General features: G+C 66.5%; 22 protein-coding genes. 14 read left to right on the top strand and 8 right to left on the bottom strand.

Features of this window, described 5'->3' with window-relative positions; translation table 11 throughout:
• Positions 1–7: 7 nt before the first annotated feature.
• Positions 8–1,147, bottom strand: coding sequence for an RNA-guided endonuclease InsQ/TnpB family protein (locus MEICH_RS0101085; protein ID WP_027891095.1), 1,140 nt, complete (start codon positions 1,145–1,147; stop codon positions 8–10).
• A 107-nt stretch (positions 1,148–1,254) separates the two neighbouring features.
• Here MEICH_RS0101085 and MEICH_RS0101090 point away from each other — a divergent pair, with 107 nt between their 5' ends.
• On the top strand, positions 1,255–1,647 hold the full coding sequence (locus MEICH_RS0101090) for a hypothetical protein (RefSeq protein ID WP_157202542.1): 393 nt from the start codon (positions 1,255–1,257) through the stop codon (positions 1,645–1,647).
• 70 nt (positions 1,648–1,717) lie between these two features.
• On the opposite strand, the gene MEICH_RS0101095 is transcribed toward MEICH_RS0101090, so the two are convergent.
• On the bottom strand, positions 1,718–2,380 hold the full coding sequence (locus MEICH_RS0101095) for an IS1595 family transposase (RefSeq protein WP_027891097.1): 663 nt from the start codon (positions 2,378–2,380) through the stop codon (positions 1,718–1,720).
• Positions 2,381–2,481: 101 nt separating this feature from the next.
• On the opposite strand from MEICH_RS0101095, the gene MEICH_RS0101100 reads away from it, so the two are divergent.
• From MEICH_RS0101100 to MEICH_RS0101140, 8 genes are all read left to right on the top strand, one after another.
• Positions 2,482–3,309 (top strand): IS982 family transposase, encoded by an 828-nt coding sequence (locus MEICH_RS0101100; RefSeq protein WP_027891098.1) that lies wholly within the window; start codon positions 2,482–2,484, stop codon positions 3,307–3,309.
• Between the two features lie 204 nt (positions 3,310–3,513).
• Complete coding sequence (locus tag MEICH_RS0101105; protein ID WP_157202543.1) at positions 3,514–3,828, top strand: hypothetical protein; 315 nt, start codon at positions 3,514–3,516, stop codon at positions 3,826–3,828.
• Positions 3,829–3,994: 166 nt separating this feature from the next.
• The gene (locus tag MEICH_RS29920) at positions 3,995–4,153 is read left to right on the top strand and encodes a response regulator (protein WP_169730616.1); all 159 of its coding nucleotides are present in this window, start codon (positions 3,995–3,997) and stop codon (positions 4,151–4,153) included.
• Positions 4,153–4,395, top strand: a complete 243-nt coding sequence (locus tag MEICH_RS29925) for a response regulator (protein ID WP_027891100.1) — start codon at positions 4,153–4,155, stop codon at positions 4,393–4,395. The genes MEICH_RS29920 and MEICH_RS29925 overlap by 1 nt, the downstream gene beginning before the upstream one ends.
• A gap of 828 nt (positions 4,396–5,223) precedes the next feature.
• Positions 5,224–6,144 (top strand): carbohydrate ABC transporter permease, encoded by a 921-nt coding sequence (locus MEICH_RS0101125; protein ID WP_027891101.1) that lies wholly within the window; start codon positions 5,224–5,226, stop codon positions 6,142–6,144.
• Between the two features lie 8 nt (positions 6,145–6,152).
• Complete coding sequence (locus MEICH_RS0101130; RefSeq protein WP_218916375.1) at positions 6,153–7,031, top strand: carbohydrate ABC transporter permease; 879 nt, start codon at positions 6,153–6,155, stop codon at positions 7,029–7,031.
• Between the two features lie 67 nt (positions 7,032–7,098).
• Positions 7,099–8,325: an ABC transporter substrate-binding protein gene (locus tag MEICH_RS0101135; protein ID WP_027891103.1), complete on the top strand. Its 1,227-nt coding sequence runs from the start codon at positions 7,099–7,101 to the stop codon at positions 8,323–8,325.
• A 7-nt stretch (positions 8,326–8,332) separates the two neighbouring features.
• A complete protein-coding gene (locus MEICH_RS0101140; protein WP_036218106.1) occupies positions 8,333–9,592 on the top strand; it encodes an alkaline phosphatase family protein in 1,260 nt (419 codons plus the stop codon).
• A gap of 118 nt (positions 9,593–9,710) precedes the next feature.
• Here MEICH_RS0101140 and merA read toward each other — a convergent pair whose 3' ends face one another.
• Genes merA through MEICH_RS0101155 form a run of 3 tightly spaced genes read right to left on the bottom strand, consistent with a single transcriptional unit; the run spans position 9,711 to position 11,806 of the window.
• Entirely contained in the window at positions 9,711–11,084 is a 1,374-nt protein-coding gene (gene merA / locus MEICH_RS0101145) for a mercury(II) reductase (protein WP_027891105.1), read from the bottom strand.
• Complete coding sequence (locus MEICH_RS22935) at positions 11,081–11,350, bottom strand: heavy metal-associated domain-containing protein (RefSeq protein ID WP_036218108.1); 270 nt, start codon at positions 11,348–11,350, stop codon at positions 11,081–11,083. The genes merA and MEICH_RS22935 overlap by 4 nt, the downstream gene beginning before the upstream one ends.
• Positions 11,351–11,398: 48 nt before the next feature.
• Positions 11,399–11,806 (bottom strand): heavy metal-responsive transcriptional regulator, encoded by a 408-nt coding sequence (locus MEICH_RS0101155; protein ID WP_027891106.1) that lies wholly within the window; start codon positions 11,804–11,806, stop codon positions 11,399–11,401.
• Positions 11,807–12,378: 572 nt separating this feature from the next.
• Between MEICH_RS0101155 and MEICH_RS0101160 the strand changes: the two genes are divergently transcribed.
• The 5 genes from MEICH_RS0101160 to MEICH_RS0101180 are packed head-to-tail and all read left to right on the top strand — an operon-like array spanning position 12,379 to position 13,742.
• Positions 12,379–12,612 (top strand): zinc metallopeptidase, encoded by a 234-nt coding sequence (locus tag MEICH_RS0101160; RefSeq protein WP_169730617.1) that lies wholly within the window; start codon positions 12,379–12,381, stop codon positions 12,610–12,612.
• Positions 12,613–12,630: 18 nt separating this feature from the next.
• On the top strand, positions 12,631–12,816 hold the full coding sequence (locus MEICH_RS0101165) for a DUF433 domain-containing protein (RefSeq protein ID WP_027891108.1): 186 nt from the start codon (positions 12,631–12,633) through the stop codon (positions 12,814–12,816).
• Between the two features lie 50 nt (positions 12,817–12,866).
• Positions 12,867–13,088, top strand: a complete 222-nt coding sequence (locus MEICH_RS0101170; protein WP_027891109.1) for a hypothetical protein — start codon at positions 12,867–12,869, stop codon at positions 13,086–13,088.
• Positions 13,089–13,110: 22 nt separating this feature from the next.
• Positions 13,111–13,332, top strand: a complete 222-nt coding sequence (locus tag MEICH_RS0101175; RefSeq protein WP_027891110.1) for a ribbon-helix-helix domain-containing protein — start codon at positions 13,111–13,113, stop codon at positions 13,330–13,332.
• Positions 13,329–13,742: a type II toxin-antitoxin system VapC family toxin gene (locus MEICH_RS0101180; protein WP_027891111.1), complete on the top strand. Its 414-nt coding sequence runs from the start codon at positions 13,329–13,331 to the stop codon at positions 13,740–13,742. The genes MEICH_RS0101175 and MEICH_RS0101180 overlap by 4 nt, the downstream gene beginning before the upstream one ends.
• 55 nt (positions 13,743–13,797) lie before the next feature.
• Here MEICH_RS0101180 and MEICH_RS29930 read toward each other — a convergent pair whose 3' ends face one another.
• From MEICH_RS29930 to tnpA, 3 genes are all read right to left on the bottom strand, one after another.
• Positions 13,798–14,169, bottom strand: a complete 372-nt coding sequence (locus MEICH_RS29930; RefSeq protein WP_245587591.1) for a transposase — start codon at positions 14,167–14,169, stop codon at positions 13,798–13,800.
• A complete protein-coding gene (locus MEICH_RS22940; RefSeq protein WP_245587592.1) occupies positions 14,060–14,968 on the bottom strand; it encodes an RNA-guided endonuclease InsQ/TnpB family protein in 909 nt (302 codons plus the stop codon). Before MEICH_RS22940 ends, MEICH_RS29930 begins: the two co-directional genes overlap by 110 nt.
• Before the next feature lie 90 nt (positions 14,969–15,058).
• A complete protein-coding gene (gene tnpA / locus MEICH_RS0101190) occupies positions 15,059–15,457 on the bottom strand; it encodes an IS200/IS605 family transposase (RefSeq protein WP_036218111.1) in 399 nt (132 codons plus the stop codon).
• Positions 15,458–15,604: the final 147 nt, after the last annotated feature.

The raw sequence follows: 15,604 nt of genomic DNA on the forward strand, positions 1-15,604 counted from the left end.
CCCACGGCTAAAGCGCGTGGGCTTTCGGGAAGGGACGATGCAGAGTAGAGATTCCCAAAATCGGGGCCGTGTTACGGCGGCCCGCGCCCGTCGAGCCCGCTCTCTGGGCGATGTTGGCGGATGCGTTCAGGTCGGCGTTTTGCTGATACCCGCACCGTTGGCAGCGAAACAGGGCTTGGCTCTTGCGGTTGGCCCCGTCGCAATGCCCGCACCGGCTGCACGTCTTGGAGGTGTCGCGGGGGTCAACGGCGACCACCCGCACCCCCTTGAGCGCCGCCTTGTACCCCAGCAGGGAGCGGAAGCGGGCGTAGGGCCAGAGGTTGTGCAAATGCCGGGCCTCCTTGCCTCGCTTGACAGTGCGACTTCTAAGCCCCGTCAAGTCCTCGATGGCGAGCGTATCGCCGGGTTCGAGGCTGTCCACAATCCGCTTTGCCAGGGTGTGCAGGGTGTGGTCCACGAAGCGCCGCTCTTTACCGCTAAGCCGTTCCCAAAGGGCGCTCAGCCCCTTGGTGCGCCCGGTGTCGAGCTTGCTCCGTACCTCGGCGCGCTTGTTGCGGAGGTGGATGCGCCGAGACTTCACGCCCCCGCCCGAGACCTGGATGCCGCTGGACAGGGTAGCCATGTAGCGCTGCCCCATGTCCAAACCAACCACTTTACCGCCGCCTGTGGGCGGGGTGGGGACTTCCAACCTGAGTATCAGGTTGATGTACCACTTGCCCTTCGGCCCCTTGGTGAGCACCCCGCCCTGGACGCTCTTGGCCCTCGCCAGCATCCCCCGCTGGTAGTTCCCGAGCTTCATCGGGACGATGAGCCGCCCCGCCGTGGTGGTCAAGGACACCGACTCACCCCGGAGGGACAGGGTGCGAACGTCAAAGGCGGCCGAGGTGGGCTGGTAGAACCTGGCCCGGCTGCCCTTCTTGCGACCCACGCGGGCAATCGCTTGTATGGCGAGGTTGGCACTGAGCCCCATCGAACGGAGGTCGTTATAGACCAGGCGGTGCAGGCTGAACCGCCGGAACTCCCCCTTCTCCCGCGCAACCCGCAGGGCGTGGTTGCAGCCCTCGGCAAACAGCCGCACCGTGGCCTCCAGCGCTGCCGCCTGTTCAGGGGCGGGCTTCAAGGTGCAGCGGAGCGTGAGGGTCTGCATAGGGCTATTCTAACACGTCATAGCATTTGGGGGTATCCAGCGCTCTTCCAGAGCGCAACCCCCTTCCTCCCAGGGCTAAAGCCGCTGGGTTTCCGGGGGTCATCTCTATGAGCAAAGACGGCGGCGCTTATGGGGTGTTCGTGCCGGTGGAGGTGGGCGACGAGAAGACCTTCTGGAACCGCATCGGGACGGGCTTCGTGAACAGCAAGGGGCTGACCCTCTTGCTCGATGCCATCCCCGCACAGGGCCGGGCGGGGGTGGTGGCGGAAGACCTGGCCACCGAGGACAAGCCCTACAAGGTCTTTACCCCGGTGGAGTACGAGAAGGACGGGGAGCGCAAGACCCGCTGGACCCGCATCGGCACCGCCATCCCCAACAAGAAGGGCCTGACCGTGCTCTTCAATGCCCACCCCGTGAGCGGCAAGGCGGTGGTGATGGTCGAGGAGGAGAAGGAAGGGGGTGAGAAGGGCGAGGAAGGCGAGGTGATCGACATGTTCTAGTCCAGCGCTGTCGTACATGGGAAGGGGGCTACGGTCCCCTTTTTTGTTTTGGGGCTGTCCTAGATAAGCCCTAGATTACCCCCTCCTCCCTGAGCCAACGTTTGAGTAGCTGTAGTTGCTCTTTGGGACTGCCGTAGTTGAATCTGAACCCGCACTCCTTGATGAACAGCTCGAAGTTGTCCCTGGGGATGCCGTTGTACTTGCGCAGGATTCGCTTAGCTTGATTCCGGAAGTTCTCGATGCCATTGATGTGCTTGCCTGCGTCGTCCACGAGTCCCTCGCCGTGATTGATGCGTTCGTGCTTGAACTCGCCTACGTCGAGCACGTCGTAGCCCTTGAAGCCGTCGACGTACACAATGGAGTCGGGCACAACTTTCTCCCGGTTGATCGGCATCAGGGTCTTGGCCTTGAGGTCGTCGGGGACTACCGTGTACACCTTGCCCACACGTTTCAGAATACCGAACACCGCCACCTTCCCCGCCGCGCCCCGGCCTCGCCTCCCCTTGCGGGCTCCGCCGAAGTACGACTCGTCCACCCCCACCTCGCCCGCAAACGGCGTTTCATGCTTCAGCCTGCGGGCGATCACCCCCCGTACCTTGCGGTAGAACAGGGCGGCGGTGTCCTTGCTCACCCCCACTAACTCCGCCGCCCTGCGGGCCGTGACCTCGGCAATAAACAGCTCCAAAAGTCGCTGAACTTTCCAGTCGCTAAGTTTTGTCCTTCTGCTCGTCATAAAGCTGTGCCTAGACTACCCTTATCTAGGACAGCCCCTTATATTCTAACTCAAGTTGCTACCTAGCCAAATAGAGCAGGAGGGGAAAAACTAAGGCCACTATGACCTGGACAATCGTAGTGGCCTACTGCATTGTAGATGATTTGCTCAAGGTGTTGGGACACCAAGACGACCCCCAGAGCAAAACCCCCGCCAGTGTAGTGCTCAGCATCTGGATACTGGCTGCTCTCGAACATGGAGGCAAGCACAACAAAGCCTTGGAGCGTTGTGAGGAACTGGGATTATTTAGCTTCATTCCCTCCAGAAGCCGTTTCAATCGCCGATTACACGCGGTGAGTTATCTAATCCCGCTGCTGTTGCCCCTGTTCAAGACCCTATGGGAACAACTCCAAGAGGTACAGGAGTATGTCCTGGATACCCTCCCTTTGCCCGTGTGTGAGAATATTCGTGCTCCCCGCTGCCGTCTGGCTAAAGATATCAGCTACCGGGGTTACATCCCTAGCAAAAAGGTCTACTTTCATGGCTTGAAGCTACATTTGTTAGCCGCCAGCAATCGGTTCATTTGCGAGGTGCAGTTCACCCCAGGCAGTACGGCTGATCTAGATGGGCTGTATCTAATGTCCCTCGACTTAGCCCAAGGCAGTGAACTCTATCTAGATCGGGGTTATACCGACTACCTGGCTGAGGACGACCTAAAACAAGCTCAAGCCATCCACGTCAGGGCTATTCGTAAGCACAACTCCAAACGCTACTATCAGCCCAGCCAGTTCATCGCTATCCTAGGCCGCAAGATCATTGAGTCGGTGGGGTCTGCACTGACCGAACTCTTTCCCAAACGCATTCACGCCACTACTCTCCAGGGCTTTGTCCTCAAGGTCTGGGGCTTTGTTTTTGCTCACAACTGCAAACTTCTAGCTCGCATTTTGTAGGTGGCAACTTGGGTTATTCTAATGTGACTTAGTGTCTAGCTTTAGGCCGATAAAAAGAAGCCTTTGTTCGTATCCCCGTAGGAATTTTTAGGTTGGCGGGGGTGGGGTTGGGGTCCCCGAACTCCGACCCGGACTCGAGGCTGATTCCGGCTATATATGTAAGCGGGTGGCGTCGCCACCCGCAATGGAGGTGTGATGGCTGGGATGATCGAGGTGCTAGGAACCGACATGCTGCCGCAGCTGGCGATCGATTTAGAAAACATCGACTTGGTGTTCACGTGGGCGGCGCGGGACGAGTCGCAGTGGCTCAGCACCCGTGGGTGGGTCTTGGTTTATCTGCGCGGCGGGCTGTTAATCCGGCTCGCGTACGCCACGAGCGACGCAGCACGCGCCAGCGCCTGGGAACTCCAGCAGGCCCGCAACGGCGGCCAGCCCGACGTGGGCGTGATCCGCACGGGGCTGTGCCAGCTCGAGATCTGCCCGGCGGGTTCCGGGAGCTACGTGCGCTACGACTTCTGACGCGGTGCCGGGGCAGGCCCGAAGAATAAGTTGGGGTGCTATCCGCCCAATGCCCCGGCACCCCGGCCTGGTGGTGGACACCTGGCGGGTCACTGGGAGGTGGGGCGGGCTCGACTGACCTTGCCTTGCCCTCCGGGGCGGGGGGGTCATGAGGATGAGGATGAGGATGAGGACCGTCCTGGTGGCCGACGACGACCGGGCCCACCGCAACCTCCTGCGGCGCGCGCTGGAGCTGTCGGGGTACGCGGTGCGGCTGGCCGAGGACGGCGAGGCCTGCCTGCGGGAGGTCGAGCGCGACCCCCGGACCTGCTGGTTCTCGACCTGATGATGCCCGGCCTCGACGGCTACGCCCTGCTGCGCCGGTTGCGGGGGCGGGGGCTGCGGGTGCTGGTGCTCAGCGCGAAGGACGAGGCGGAGAGCGGGCCAGGGGACCTGGAGGGCGCCGACGCCTACCTGGCCAAGCCGGCGCGGCTGGAGGAACTGCTCGAGGCGGTCGAGCGCCTCAGCCGGGCGGGGCGGAAGCCCTCCCCGCCCGGCGGGGACGGCCCGGACGCGGCGCCCGGCTGAGGGGCCTGGCCCGCGCTCACCCCGGCCTTAAAGCGATCCCCGGCCGCAGGGCACCCAAAGGACTCTTCGGCTGCGGCCGGGGGTTCCTCCTGGAACGGGGCCAGTGTACACCGGCCTGAGGGGCCGGGCGGCCGTAGATGAACCCCGTGCGACGCGCCGTTCTCATGGTTGACCCCGGGCCGGGGATAAGATCGGGGGCCCGAGGCGGGGAGGAGGGAGGAGGAAATGGGGAGAAGGGGCAAGCGCAAGCGGGCGGCTCCCCCCGGACCCCACTCCTGGGGGTGGAGGACGAACTTCGTCGTGGCCGAGGAGGACCTGCTCTCGCGGGAGGGGCGGGATCGCGGGCCCGCAGGCGCCTTGCGCAACCCCTAACCCCTGGATCGTGGACGCGCCGGAGGAGTACCTCGACCTCGCCGCGGGACCCCGGCTCAGGGCCTAGCCCCGCGACCTGTGGGCCGGGGCGTGACCCTTGCCGAGCGGGAGGAGGCGGTGCTGCGGCTGCTGCAGGGCGAGCCCGCCGGGGCGGTGGGGGCCGGGCTGGGGGTGCAGGCGCGCGCTTTGCGGGGGTGGGTGCGGGTGTTCCACGAGTGGGAGGCCGCGAGCCGCTTGCCGGGCGCGGCCTCCACCCGGAGGGGGCTCCGGCGGTGCGGGGTATCCGCGGGAACCGCTCCGGGTACGCTAGGAGCGTACAGAAAAGAAAGGCCTTCTTCCGACCCACTCGAGCATTCGTGGTCCTGGGCAGGCGGCGCTTCCATACCCGCTTAGACACCCCTGCGTCATGGGAGTGTGACTGGCAAGCCTTTGACATTGGGGCTTTAGCCTCCGGGCGTGGCTATCGCACGCGACCGCCCCGCAGTGGCCCCACGGGCCCGTCCCCGAGGCGTTAACCACCTGGTGGAGGCGCTGCCCTATCTGCTCCCGGCGCTTTTGGTCTTCGCCCTCTTCGAGTACTACCCCCTGCTCCGGGTCATCTACCTCAGCCTCACCGACGCCGACCTGCTCAAGAGCCCCCAGTGGATCGGGTTAGCCAACTACACCCGGATGTTCCAGGACGCTGAATTCTTGAACAGCTTGGCGGTGACGGTGATCTTCGCCTTCGCGGTGACCGGGCTCGAGGTCGTCCTGGGGATGACCCTGGGTTTTTTGATGAACCGCAAGGGCCCTTTCCAGAATCTGGTGCGCGGGGCCATCTTCGCCCCGGTGGTGGTTTCCCTCGCGGCGGCGGCGGTGATCTGGCTCCACCTGCTCAACCCCACCAGCGGCCCGGTGAACCAGTTGCTCCAGGCGCTCGGGTTGCCCCCCTCCCGCTGGCTGCAAGACCCCAGCACCGCGCTGGCTTCGGTGATCCTCATCGCCCTGTGGAAGGGGGTCGGCCTGCCCGCGGTGCTGTACCTGGCCGGGCTGCAAGGGATCCCCAGGGAGCTTCAGGAAGCCGCCCAGGTGGACGGGGCCACCCCCTATCAGGCGGCCCGGTGGATCACCATCCCCCTGCTCGCCCCCACCACCCTGCTGGTGTTTTTCATCTCGCTGGTGGGCACTTTCCAGAGCTACGGCCTAATCCTGGTGCTCCGCACCGACGGCGGCCCGGTGGGCAGCACCATGCTGCTGGGCTACTACATCTACCAGAACGCCTTCCAGTACTTCCAGATGGCCTACGCCAGCGCGGTGTCAGTGTTCTTGTTCTTGTTGCTGGTCTTCCTGGGCTGGTTGCAGTTCAAGGTTTCGGAAAGGCGGGTGCATTACCGGTGAGGTCGAAGGTGAAGGGTCCCAAGCCCGGCGCCACGGCCCGCCTCGGCCTGGTCGCGGGGACGCCGGTGGCTCGAGCCCGCCTGGGCAGCGTGCTGATGGACGGGCTGACGCTCTTTGTGGCCCTGTTGTTCCTGGCCCCGCTGATCTGGCTGGCCCTGGGGGCTTTCAAGACCCAGAGCACCCTCTTCACCGGCCCCCTCATCCCCGAAAGCTGGAATTGGCGCAACTTCGTGGACGCTTGGAACAGCGCCCCCTTCGGGCGCTACCTGTTCAACTCCCTGCTGGTCTCGACCGCGAGCACCTTCCTGGTGGTCATGACCTCGGCGCTGGCCGCCTTCGCCTTCTCCAGGATGAGCTTTCCCGGCCAGCACGCCCTGTTCCTCCTCGCCCTGGCCACCTTGATGATCCCCGGCGACGTGCTCCTCATCCCCAACTTCCTCACCGTCCGCGGCTTCGGCTGGATCAACAGCTACTGGGCGCTGATCGTCCCCTTCGCCGCGAGCGCCTTCGGGATCTTCCTGCTGCGGCAGGCCTTCCTGAAGACCCCGCAGGAGCTCGAGGACGCCGCCCGTATCGACGGGGCCACGCCCATGCAGTTCCTCCTCCGCGTCCTGATGCCGGTGAACGCCCCGGCCCTCAGCGCGCTGTCGGTGCTGACCTTCCTGTCGAGCTGGAACGCGCTGGTGTGGCCCTTCATCGCGACCAGCCGCGACGAGTACCGCACGGTGCAGGTGGGTCTGGCCCAGTTCAACAACCTCGAGGGGGCCACCAACGTCCCCGAGATCCTGGCGGCCACGCTGATCGTCATCACCCCGGTGCTACTGGTGTACGCCTTAGCCCAGAAGTGGTTCATCGAAAGCGCCGCCAGCAGCGGGCTCAAAGGCTGAGTGCGGGGTGAACGATGACCCTATCCCTGGACTTTCGACGGCAATAAGGGCAATAAGGAGGAGCAGAATGGGAAAGAGACCGCTAGTGCTGGGTTTGGCCGTGGTGCTGGGCTTCGGCTTCGCCCAGCCGAGGACCGAGATCACCTTTTTGTACGGGCTTGGGGGGCGCCTGGGCGAGATCATCCGGGCCACGGTGGACACCTTCAACAAGAGCCAGAACGAGGTGGTGGTTCGCGCCGAGTTCGCCAACAGCTACGAGGGGGTGCTGCAGAAGGCCCTGGCGGGGATCGCGGCGGGGCAACCGGCGGCGGACGTGCTGCAGCTCGAGGTGGCCCTGTGGCCCCGGCTGGCGGCGGCCGGCCAGCTCACCGACCTCAGCGCCCTGCCCGGCTTCAAGGCCATGTTCGACAGCTTCTGGGGGGTGTTCAAGCTCCAGGCCGATCCGGACAAGGACGGCAAGGTCTTCGCAACCCCATGGAACAACTCCAACCCCGTCACCTACTACAACCCCGAGCTGCTCAAGAGGGCCGGCTACAGCGCCCCTCCGCGCACCTGGCCCGAGATGCGCGAGTTCGCCCGCAAGGTCAAGGAGGCCACCGGGGTGGCGGCCATGGCCCTGCCGGCTTTCCCCTGGGTGCTCGAGGGAGCGGTGTGGAGCAACGGCGGGGAGATCGTGGGCAAGGACCGGCTGCTGCTGGACCAGCCCGCGGCGCTCGAGGTCATCAACACCTGGACCCAGCTCATCCGCGACGGCAGCGCGGTGGTGGAGAACGCCAACAGCACCCAGGACTTCGTGGCCGGCAAGGTCGCCGTCATCTTCCAGTCGGTAGCGAGCCGCCCGGGCATCAAAGCCCTGGCCGGGGATCGCTTCAAGCAGACCGTGCGGGTGGCCCCGCTGCCCTACTTCAAGAAGCCGGTGGTCCCGGTAGGGGGCGCGACCCTGGCCATCTCCCGCGGGATCCCGCAGGAGCGGGTGCTGGCCGCCTGGAAATTCATCCAGTGGCTCAACCGGCCCGAGCAGCAGCTGGAGTGGATCAAGCAGACCAACTACGTGCCGATCACCCGCACCACCAGCGAGCTCCCGGCCTTCCGCGCCTTCCTCGCGACGGAGCAGGGACTGGACGTGGGGATGCGGCAGTTGCCCAATGCCCGTCCCCGCCCCACCGACCCCGCTTACGTGCAGGGCATCCAGGAGATCCGCAAGACGCTGGAGGAGATCTGGCTCAACAACAAGCCGGTCGAGCCCGCCATCCGCGACCTGGTGCAGCGCACCCGGCCCTTGTTCGCCAACTGAGGCAGCCATGGCCGGTCTGATCGTACTCATGCTCGACGGAATCAGCGCCGACAGCTTCGCCCGCCGCCGCGCCCACATGCCCCACCTGGCAGAGCTGGCCGCCGGCGGGCTGGTGGTGGAGCGCCTGGGCGCCGAGGTCTGCGGCACCTCGTTCCCGGGCCGCACCTCGATCCTCACCGGGGTCCCGGCGGCGGTGAGCGGCGTTTACGGCAACGTGATCTGGGGTGGCACGGCCTTCCGCCACGCCACCCCCGACGACGTGCGGGTCGAGACCCTGCCGGCCAGGGCCAAGCTGGCGGGCAAGGACACCGCCGTGATCGGCTTCGGGATGGTGCGCCCGGAGGACGCGCGGGTGTTCGAGGGGCCCTGGTGGGCGGGAACCTTCCTCCAGCGTTCGAGGGACATTAACCCCGTCGCCAGCCCCAGCGGGTGGTTGCGGGTGGCGCAGCACCGCAGCGAGCGGCTGGTCCAGGCGCTCCAGGGGGGCGGCCTCGAGCGCGCCCCCCTGCCCGAGGCCGAGTCCACCGACAGGTTCACGCGGGCCGCGGTGGGCGATGCGCGGATCATGGACGCGGCAGCCGCCCTCGCCACCTCCGCCCACCCCCCCGAGGTGATCTTCACCGAGGTGCTCCTCCCCGACACCGCCCAGCACTACGCCGGGTACGACAGCGCCCTGGCGCTGTGGTCCTTCGCCTACGCCGACGCCCTGGTGGGCGGCCTGCTGCAGCGCCTGCGGGCGGCGGGCCTCGAGGAGCGCTACAACCTGGCCCTCCTCAGCGACCACGGCCACGGCCCCATCGAAAAGGCCCTGCGCCCGGAGGCGATCATCCCCGGCGCTATCTTCCAGACCGAGGGCAGCATGCTCCACGTGGTCCCCAGGGACCGGGCCGAGGAAGAGCGGGTCACCGCCGCCCTGGCCGAGCACGGGGCCATCCCCTACCCCGCCCAGCACCTCCCCGCCGACCAGCGCGAGCAGGTCCGCAGCTACCTGGCCCCCGACGGCTACAGCTTCGAGTACGACCCCCTGCAGCCCTCGGCCGAACCTGTTGCTGCGCCCAGGCTCCGCTCCTCGCACGGGCTGCGCCCCGGGCACCCCCGCGACGAGCGCTTCATGGTGCTGGCGGGGCCGGACGTACCCCGACTCCGCCTCGAGCGGGCGGCCGCCGTCCAGGTGGCCCCCACCCTGGCCGCCCTCCTCGGGCTTTCGCTCACGGACTTTCCGGGCGAGGCCCTGCTCGAGCCCGGCTGGTCTGCCGCCCGTGCATGAAGGGGCCGCCGTGAACGAGCCACCTGAAGAAGGTCTCGGCACAGAAGCTCGAACTCGTGGGGGGATAGCGGCTCGAAGGAGTAGTCGGGCATCCTGGCGTTCATCACCTCCTTCACGTTCACGCGCAGCACGAAAGCATCCCCACCTCGGTGTCCAGGGCCTGGGCCACCAGCCGGATTCCCTCGGCCAGGGTCAGGTAGGGGTGGAAGGTTTCGATCAGGTCGCGGTAATTGAGGCCGAACCTGACCGCCAGCACCGCCTCCTGCAGGGCGTCGCCAGCCTCAGGAGCCAGAATGGAAAGCCCCAGCACCACCCCCTCGGCGTCCACCACCAGCTTGAACATTCCCCGGTGGTCGTGCTGCACCAGGGCTTTGGGGAGCTGCTCGAGGGGAAGCCGGGACACGCGAATGGCTGAACCGTACCGCCGGCGGGCTTCCTCCTCGGTGAGCCCCACCGTGGCCAGGGCGGGGTCGGTGAAGGTCACGCGGGGCACCGCCTGGAGATCAAGGGCTTCTTCCCCCCCGAGCGCATTCCGCGCCGCGATGCGCCCGGATTGGGCCGCCACGTAGACGTACTGCGGCAACCCCGCGGCGTCACCCGCCGCGAAGACGCGGGGGTTGGTGCTCCTGAGGCGCTCGTCCACCCGGATTTCCCCCCGTGAGCCCAGCTCGACCCCGGCGGCCTCCAGGTTTAGCCCCTCGGTGCGGGCTTTGCGCCCGGTGGCTACCAGCAGGCGTTCGGCGCGGTAGACCCCGCCCTCGGCGTGTACCCGGAATTCACCGTCGCGTTCGATCTTCTGCACCCTGACCCCGGTGTGGACCTCCAATCCTTCGGCCTCGAGGTAGCCCCGGAGCAGGGTGGAGAGCTCGGGGTCTTCGGCGGGGAGCAGGTAGGGGGTGGCCTCGAGCACCGTCACGCGGGTCCCCAGCCGGGCATAGGCCTGGGCGATCTCCAGCCCGATGGCCCCCCCGCCGATGACCAACAAGCTCTCAGGCTGGATGTCTGGGGAGAGGGCCTCGAGGTAGGTCCAGGGCCGGCTTTCAGCCAGGCCGGGGATCGGGGGCAAGGTCGCAACTGCGCCGGTGGCGAGCAGGTAGCGCCGGGCCTTGTGGACCTGTCCGCTCACTTCCAGGGCTTCCCCGTCCAGAAAACGGACCTGCCCGCGAATTAGCGGTACACCGGCGGCCCTTAGCACCTCGGCGTACTTCTCCTGGCGTAGCCCCTCCACCAGCCGGTCCTTTTGCCCGATAACCCGCGACAGCTCGACGCTCCCGGCCTGGGTCTGGATGCCCTGGAAGGGGTGATGCCCGGCTTTGTGGAAGGCCTCGGCGGCGCGCAGCAAGGCCTTGGAAGGCACGCACCCCACGTTGACGCAGGTTCCGCCCAGGACCCCGCCCTCGACGACCGCGGCCTTGGCCCCCCTCGAGGCTGCCTCCAATGCCGCGGCCACCCCCGCCGAGCCGCTGCCCACGATCAGCAGGTCGTAGCTCATCGCGCCCCCTCGGGGATGACCTGGGCGGGATACCCCACGGCTTGCAGTTCGTCGAGCCAGGCTTGTAGGGGAGCTTCCCCTGCCACCATGGCTTCCTTGCGCAGATAGTCCACCCGTGCCCGCACCGTGCCGGGCACGCGCTTGAGGGCGGCTTCCACCGTGCGGATGCAGCCTGAGTACCGGCGGTTGCCGGGTCGCGCGGGCGCGACTTCACTGGCGCAGCGCATCCCCGGAACCTTGAGCCTGTACTGAGGTGTGTTTTCCATGGCCCCACCCTAAACCCTGGAGCGGGCTCCAGGGTCAAGGGGGTGGGGTCAGGCCGGGGTGGAATCCAGGTAGACGCAGTGGTCCTTGCCGTCGCAGGCGGGGTCGGGGTGGGCCTCGGCCCACTCCAGCCGTTCGGCCAGGGCGTCGCGCAGGGTGCTGAGCTCGGCGATGCGCTGCTCCAGCAAGGCCACCTTCTGGCGCAGCATCCGGCGCACGTCGGCGCAGGGGGGGCGGCCTTCCTGCATGACCTCGAGCACCGCCTTGATCTCCTCCAGCGAGAGCCCCAGGGCCTGGGCCTGCTTGATGAAGCGCAGGCGCCGCACGGCCTCGGCCTCATAAAGGCGGTAGCCCCCCTCGCTGCGCCCCTCCGGGCGCAACAGGCCCTCCCGCTCGTAGAAGCGCAGGGTGTCACGGCTCACCCCGGTCTTCCTGGCAAGCTCGCCGATGCGGTACACGGAAACAGGATATTCCCTCTGGCCGCCCGAAAAGGTGCTCCCGGAAACCCCGCCCTGATTCCCCCACTCCGCCCGTCTGTAGCGACCGTGGACTGGGGGGGCAGTTGCACCTCCACGGGTTCAATGGCTCCCCCACCAGGGCAGCCAGAGACCACTCACGCAGGTCCGGGTCCGCATCCGGCCCGATCTCGGCGCCGCGCTGCCGAGCGTAGCGCTCCCGGAAGCGGGGCAGCTCGAGCGCGAGGGTGTGCACACGCTCCAGCAACCAACCCTTGAGGGGGCCAGGGGGCAGCGCCGCGAGGTGCTCGAGGCAGACGAAGCCCTCCCCTCGCCCTGCCGCAGGGCCAGCGCGAGCGTCTCGGTGGGCAGCCGTCCCAGCACTCCCACGTAGCGCCTGGCGGCGGCCAGCTGCACCTCACACGCCGGACAGGATCGCGGGCTATCGGCAGCCTCCAAAAGGTCGTCCAGCAGCGCCTCGCTCAGCCGTGGCACCCCAGAGTGCCGCGCCTCGAGCGCCACCAGCTTACGCCAGTGGCGGCTGCACAGCACCGCAGCGGCCGACCCTGACCTTTTTGCTTACCCCGGCAGCGATTGGAGTGCTGGCCCTGGCCTACGGGGTGGGGCTGCTGTTCGTCCCCGAGGAGGAAGCAGCGAGCCGGGAGGCGCTTTCGATCCTCAGAGAGGAGGGTCTGCGGGAGGAGGAGCTCGAGCAGGCCCGGCGGCTCCTGGCGGTCTACGGCCAGAGCTACTGGCTGGTGCCGCTGGTGGCGCTGGCGGTTCTGGGATGGCAGGCGGCGGGGGCCTAGCCGTATAGGGTGGAGAGTATGGACTGGCGCGAGCGGATCATCTTCGATCCCCGGGTCATGGGGGGCCGGCCCTGCGTCCGGGGGATGCGGATCACGGTGGGGACCATCCTCACGCTGCTGCGCCATCAGACCCTGGAGGAAATCCTCCGGGACTACCCCTACCTCGAGCGGGAGGTAGCGGTCTTGCGACAGCTACCCTTTTGAGGCGGGAGATAGAACCAGGGGGCGGCAGGGGCCGCCCCCCTCCGGTGGGCATGAAAACGCTAGCGATCACCATCGGGGTATTCAGGAATCAGGTCTACGCCTACCGGCTGCGACAGGGCGAGGAGGGGCGGGTGTGCATCGAGCTCGGTCTCAAGGGGAGTGAGCGGGTGTGGGAGTGGCGGCCCTGGAAGGAGGGGGGCCTGGAGCAGATGCGGACGCTGTACCAGACCCTCCAGGCGCACGACCGGGGGCGGTGGCTGAAGGTGGAGTAGTATTACATGGTATGATAAACTCATGCGAACCACCATCTACCTGCCCAACGACCTCGCCCGGGTGGTGGAGGCTTACCTGAAGGAGCACCCGGAGACCAACCTCTCGGCCCTGGTGCGGGAAGCGCTGGAGGCCAGGTTGCGCCGCAACCCGGCGGCCCTTTTGGAACTGGCCGGGGTCGTCGAGAAGGCCTCAGGGAGCGCCGGGGAGGGGGCTGAGGACCGCCTGTACCGCCAGGAGCGATGACCCCGCAGAGGCTGGTTCTGGACGCGGGGCCGCTGATCGCGCTCTTCCACGCCGCCGACCCCGACCACGAGGCGGCGGTGCGCGGGTTCCGCGCGCTGGCGGAGGGGAATAGTCGCCTGATCACCCCCCTGCCGGTGGTGTTCGAGGTGTACAAGTGGCTGCTCTTCGAGGGGGGTGCGGCGGTAGCCCGGGGGGCCCTGGAACGGATGGTGGAGGCGTTGGAGGTCGTTCCGCTCGGGCTGGAAGACCTCGAGGCCATCCGGGTGCTGCTGGCCTCGAGGCCGGAGTGGAGGGGCACCCTGGAGGACGCGGGCGTGGTGCTCCTGGCCCTGCGGTCCAAAGCCCCGGTGTGGACGCTGAACTACCGCGACCTGGGGGTGTTCAGGGAGCTGTCGTTCTGGGCGGGCTGAGGGGGCTTCTTGCCCCTCCGCCCCTCGCCCTGACAGGGAGTTGACACTCCCACGGCTAAAGCGCGTGGGATTCTTGGTTCGTTGCCGCCTGCCCACCATGCGTAGGTCTTACGGCGGCTCCCCAAGCGTTTTGCGTCTCCGTGTGCCCCACGGCGACGGGAATCCTGTGGATTCCTTCGGCGCGGATGTTTCGCGCCGCGTTCAGGTCTCGGTCGTGCACCGCCCCGCACCCACAGGTCCAAACCCTGTCCGAGAGGGTGAGGGCGGTGTGGATTGTCCCGCACTCCCGACAGAGCTTGCTGCTGGGGAAGTAGCGGTCAATCACGGCGAGATGTTTGCGGTGCCAGACCGTTTTGTACTCCAGTTGCCTGCGGAACTCGCCCAACGCCGCGTCCAGCACCGATGTGGACAGCTTGGTTCTCGCCATCCCCTTCAGGTTCAGGTCTTCGATGCACAGCCCCGTCGTACTTCTGGACGAGTCCGGTGGTCAGCTTGTGCAGCCAGTCCTGCCGCTGGTTACGCACCCTGGCGTGTACCTTGCTCAGCCGATGCCTGGCCTTATCACGGTTCTTGCCCCCTTTCTGCTTGCGGGAAAGCTCCCGCTGCGCCCTACGCAGCTTGCTCAGCCCCTTGCGGTAGAACTTGGGCGGGGCGATTCTCGTACCGTCCGAAAGGACCGCGAAGTCCTTCAACCCGAGGTCTATCCCTACTACCCGTTCAGGGTTGGCAGGGGGCAAGGGCACCTCAGGCATCTCGAACTCGGCGGTCAGGGTGACGTACCAATGCCCTTGCGTATCCCGCTTGAACGTAGCGCCCTTGATGGCGCAATCGATCGGCTGGCTTTGGCGAATCTTCACCCGACCGACCTTGGGGATGTACACCTTGGAGCCTTCGACCTTCACCCGCTGGGGGATGCGGAAGCGGGGGGTGTCACGCTTTTTCGATTTGAACTGGGGGAACCCGGCCCGCTTCTCGAAAAACGCCTTGAAGGCCCGGTCGAGGTCTTTCAAAGCTTGTTGCAGCAGTTGGCTATCCGCCTCCTTCAGCCAGGCGGTCTCGGGCTGCTGCTTCAGGGCGGTCAAAAGGGCGGCCTGCTGGTTGTAGGTCAGCCCCTTGCCCGTCGCGGCATAGGCTTCCTTGCGCCGGGCAAGCCCCCAGTTCCACACCCACCGCCTGGCCCCCGCCATGCGCTCCAAAGCCTCACCCTGTTCGCGGGTGGGCTCCATGCGGAAGCGGTAGACCTTCCGGTGTACGCGCCTCCCGCCGCCGGGGCTGGCGGCGTCCCGAAGGGAATCTACCTTCCGGTGTACGGCCATTCAGTCCCTCGTCTTCTGGGCGGCGACGTACTGCTCGATGGTCTCGCTACTCACCATGCCCGCCGTGCTCACGAAGTACGAGCGCGTCCACAGCGCAGGAAGGCGGATGAGGTGGGGGAACTCCCGGCGCAGCACGTGCGAGGTGTAGCCCTTCAAGCGGTGAGCGACCTGATTGGGGGCCACGTCGGGGTCTACCGAGATGAACAGGTGCAGGTGGTCGGGCATGACTTCCAGGGCGATGATTTCCCAGCCCAACTCAGCACACTTCTCCACCAGCAAGGCCCGCAACCGCTCGGCCAACGGCCCTACCAGAATCTTGCGGCGGCGCTTGGGCACAAAGACGAAATGGTAGCGCAGCAGCGAGACGGTGGTGTTTTTGTGTTTGTAGACCGTAGGCACTACCACAGTATAGCACACCTGCCGCCCACCATGCTATGTGCTCCTTCGGAGCACGTGGGGGAGTCCATGTATCCCCGCGATGAATCAGCGGGGGATTATAGCTCCCCCACGCCCCCTCGTTTTTATAAAAAATCTTGAGCGTAATAT

Source organism: Calidithermus chliarophilus DSM 9957, from assembly GCF_000430045.1.
GTDB lineage: Bacteria > Deinococcota > Deinococci > Deinococcales > Thermaceae > Calidithermus > Calidithermus chliarophilus.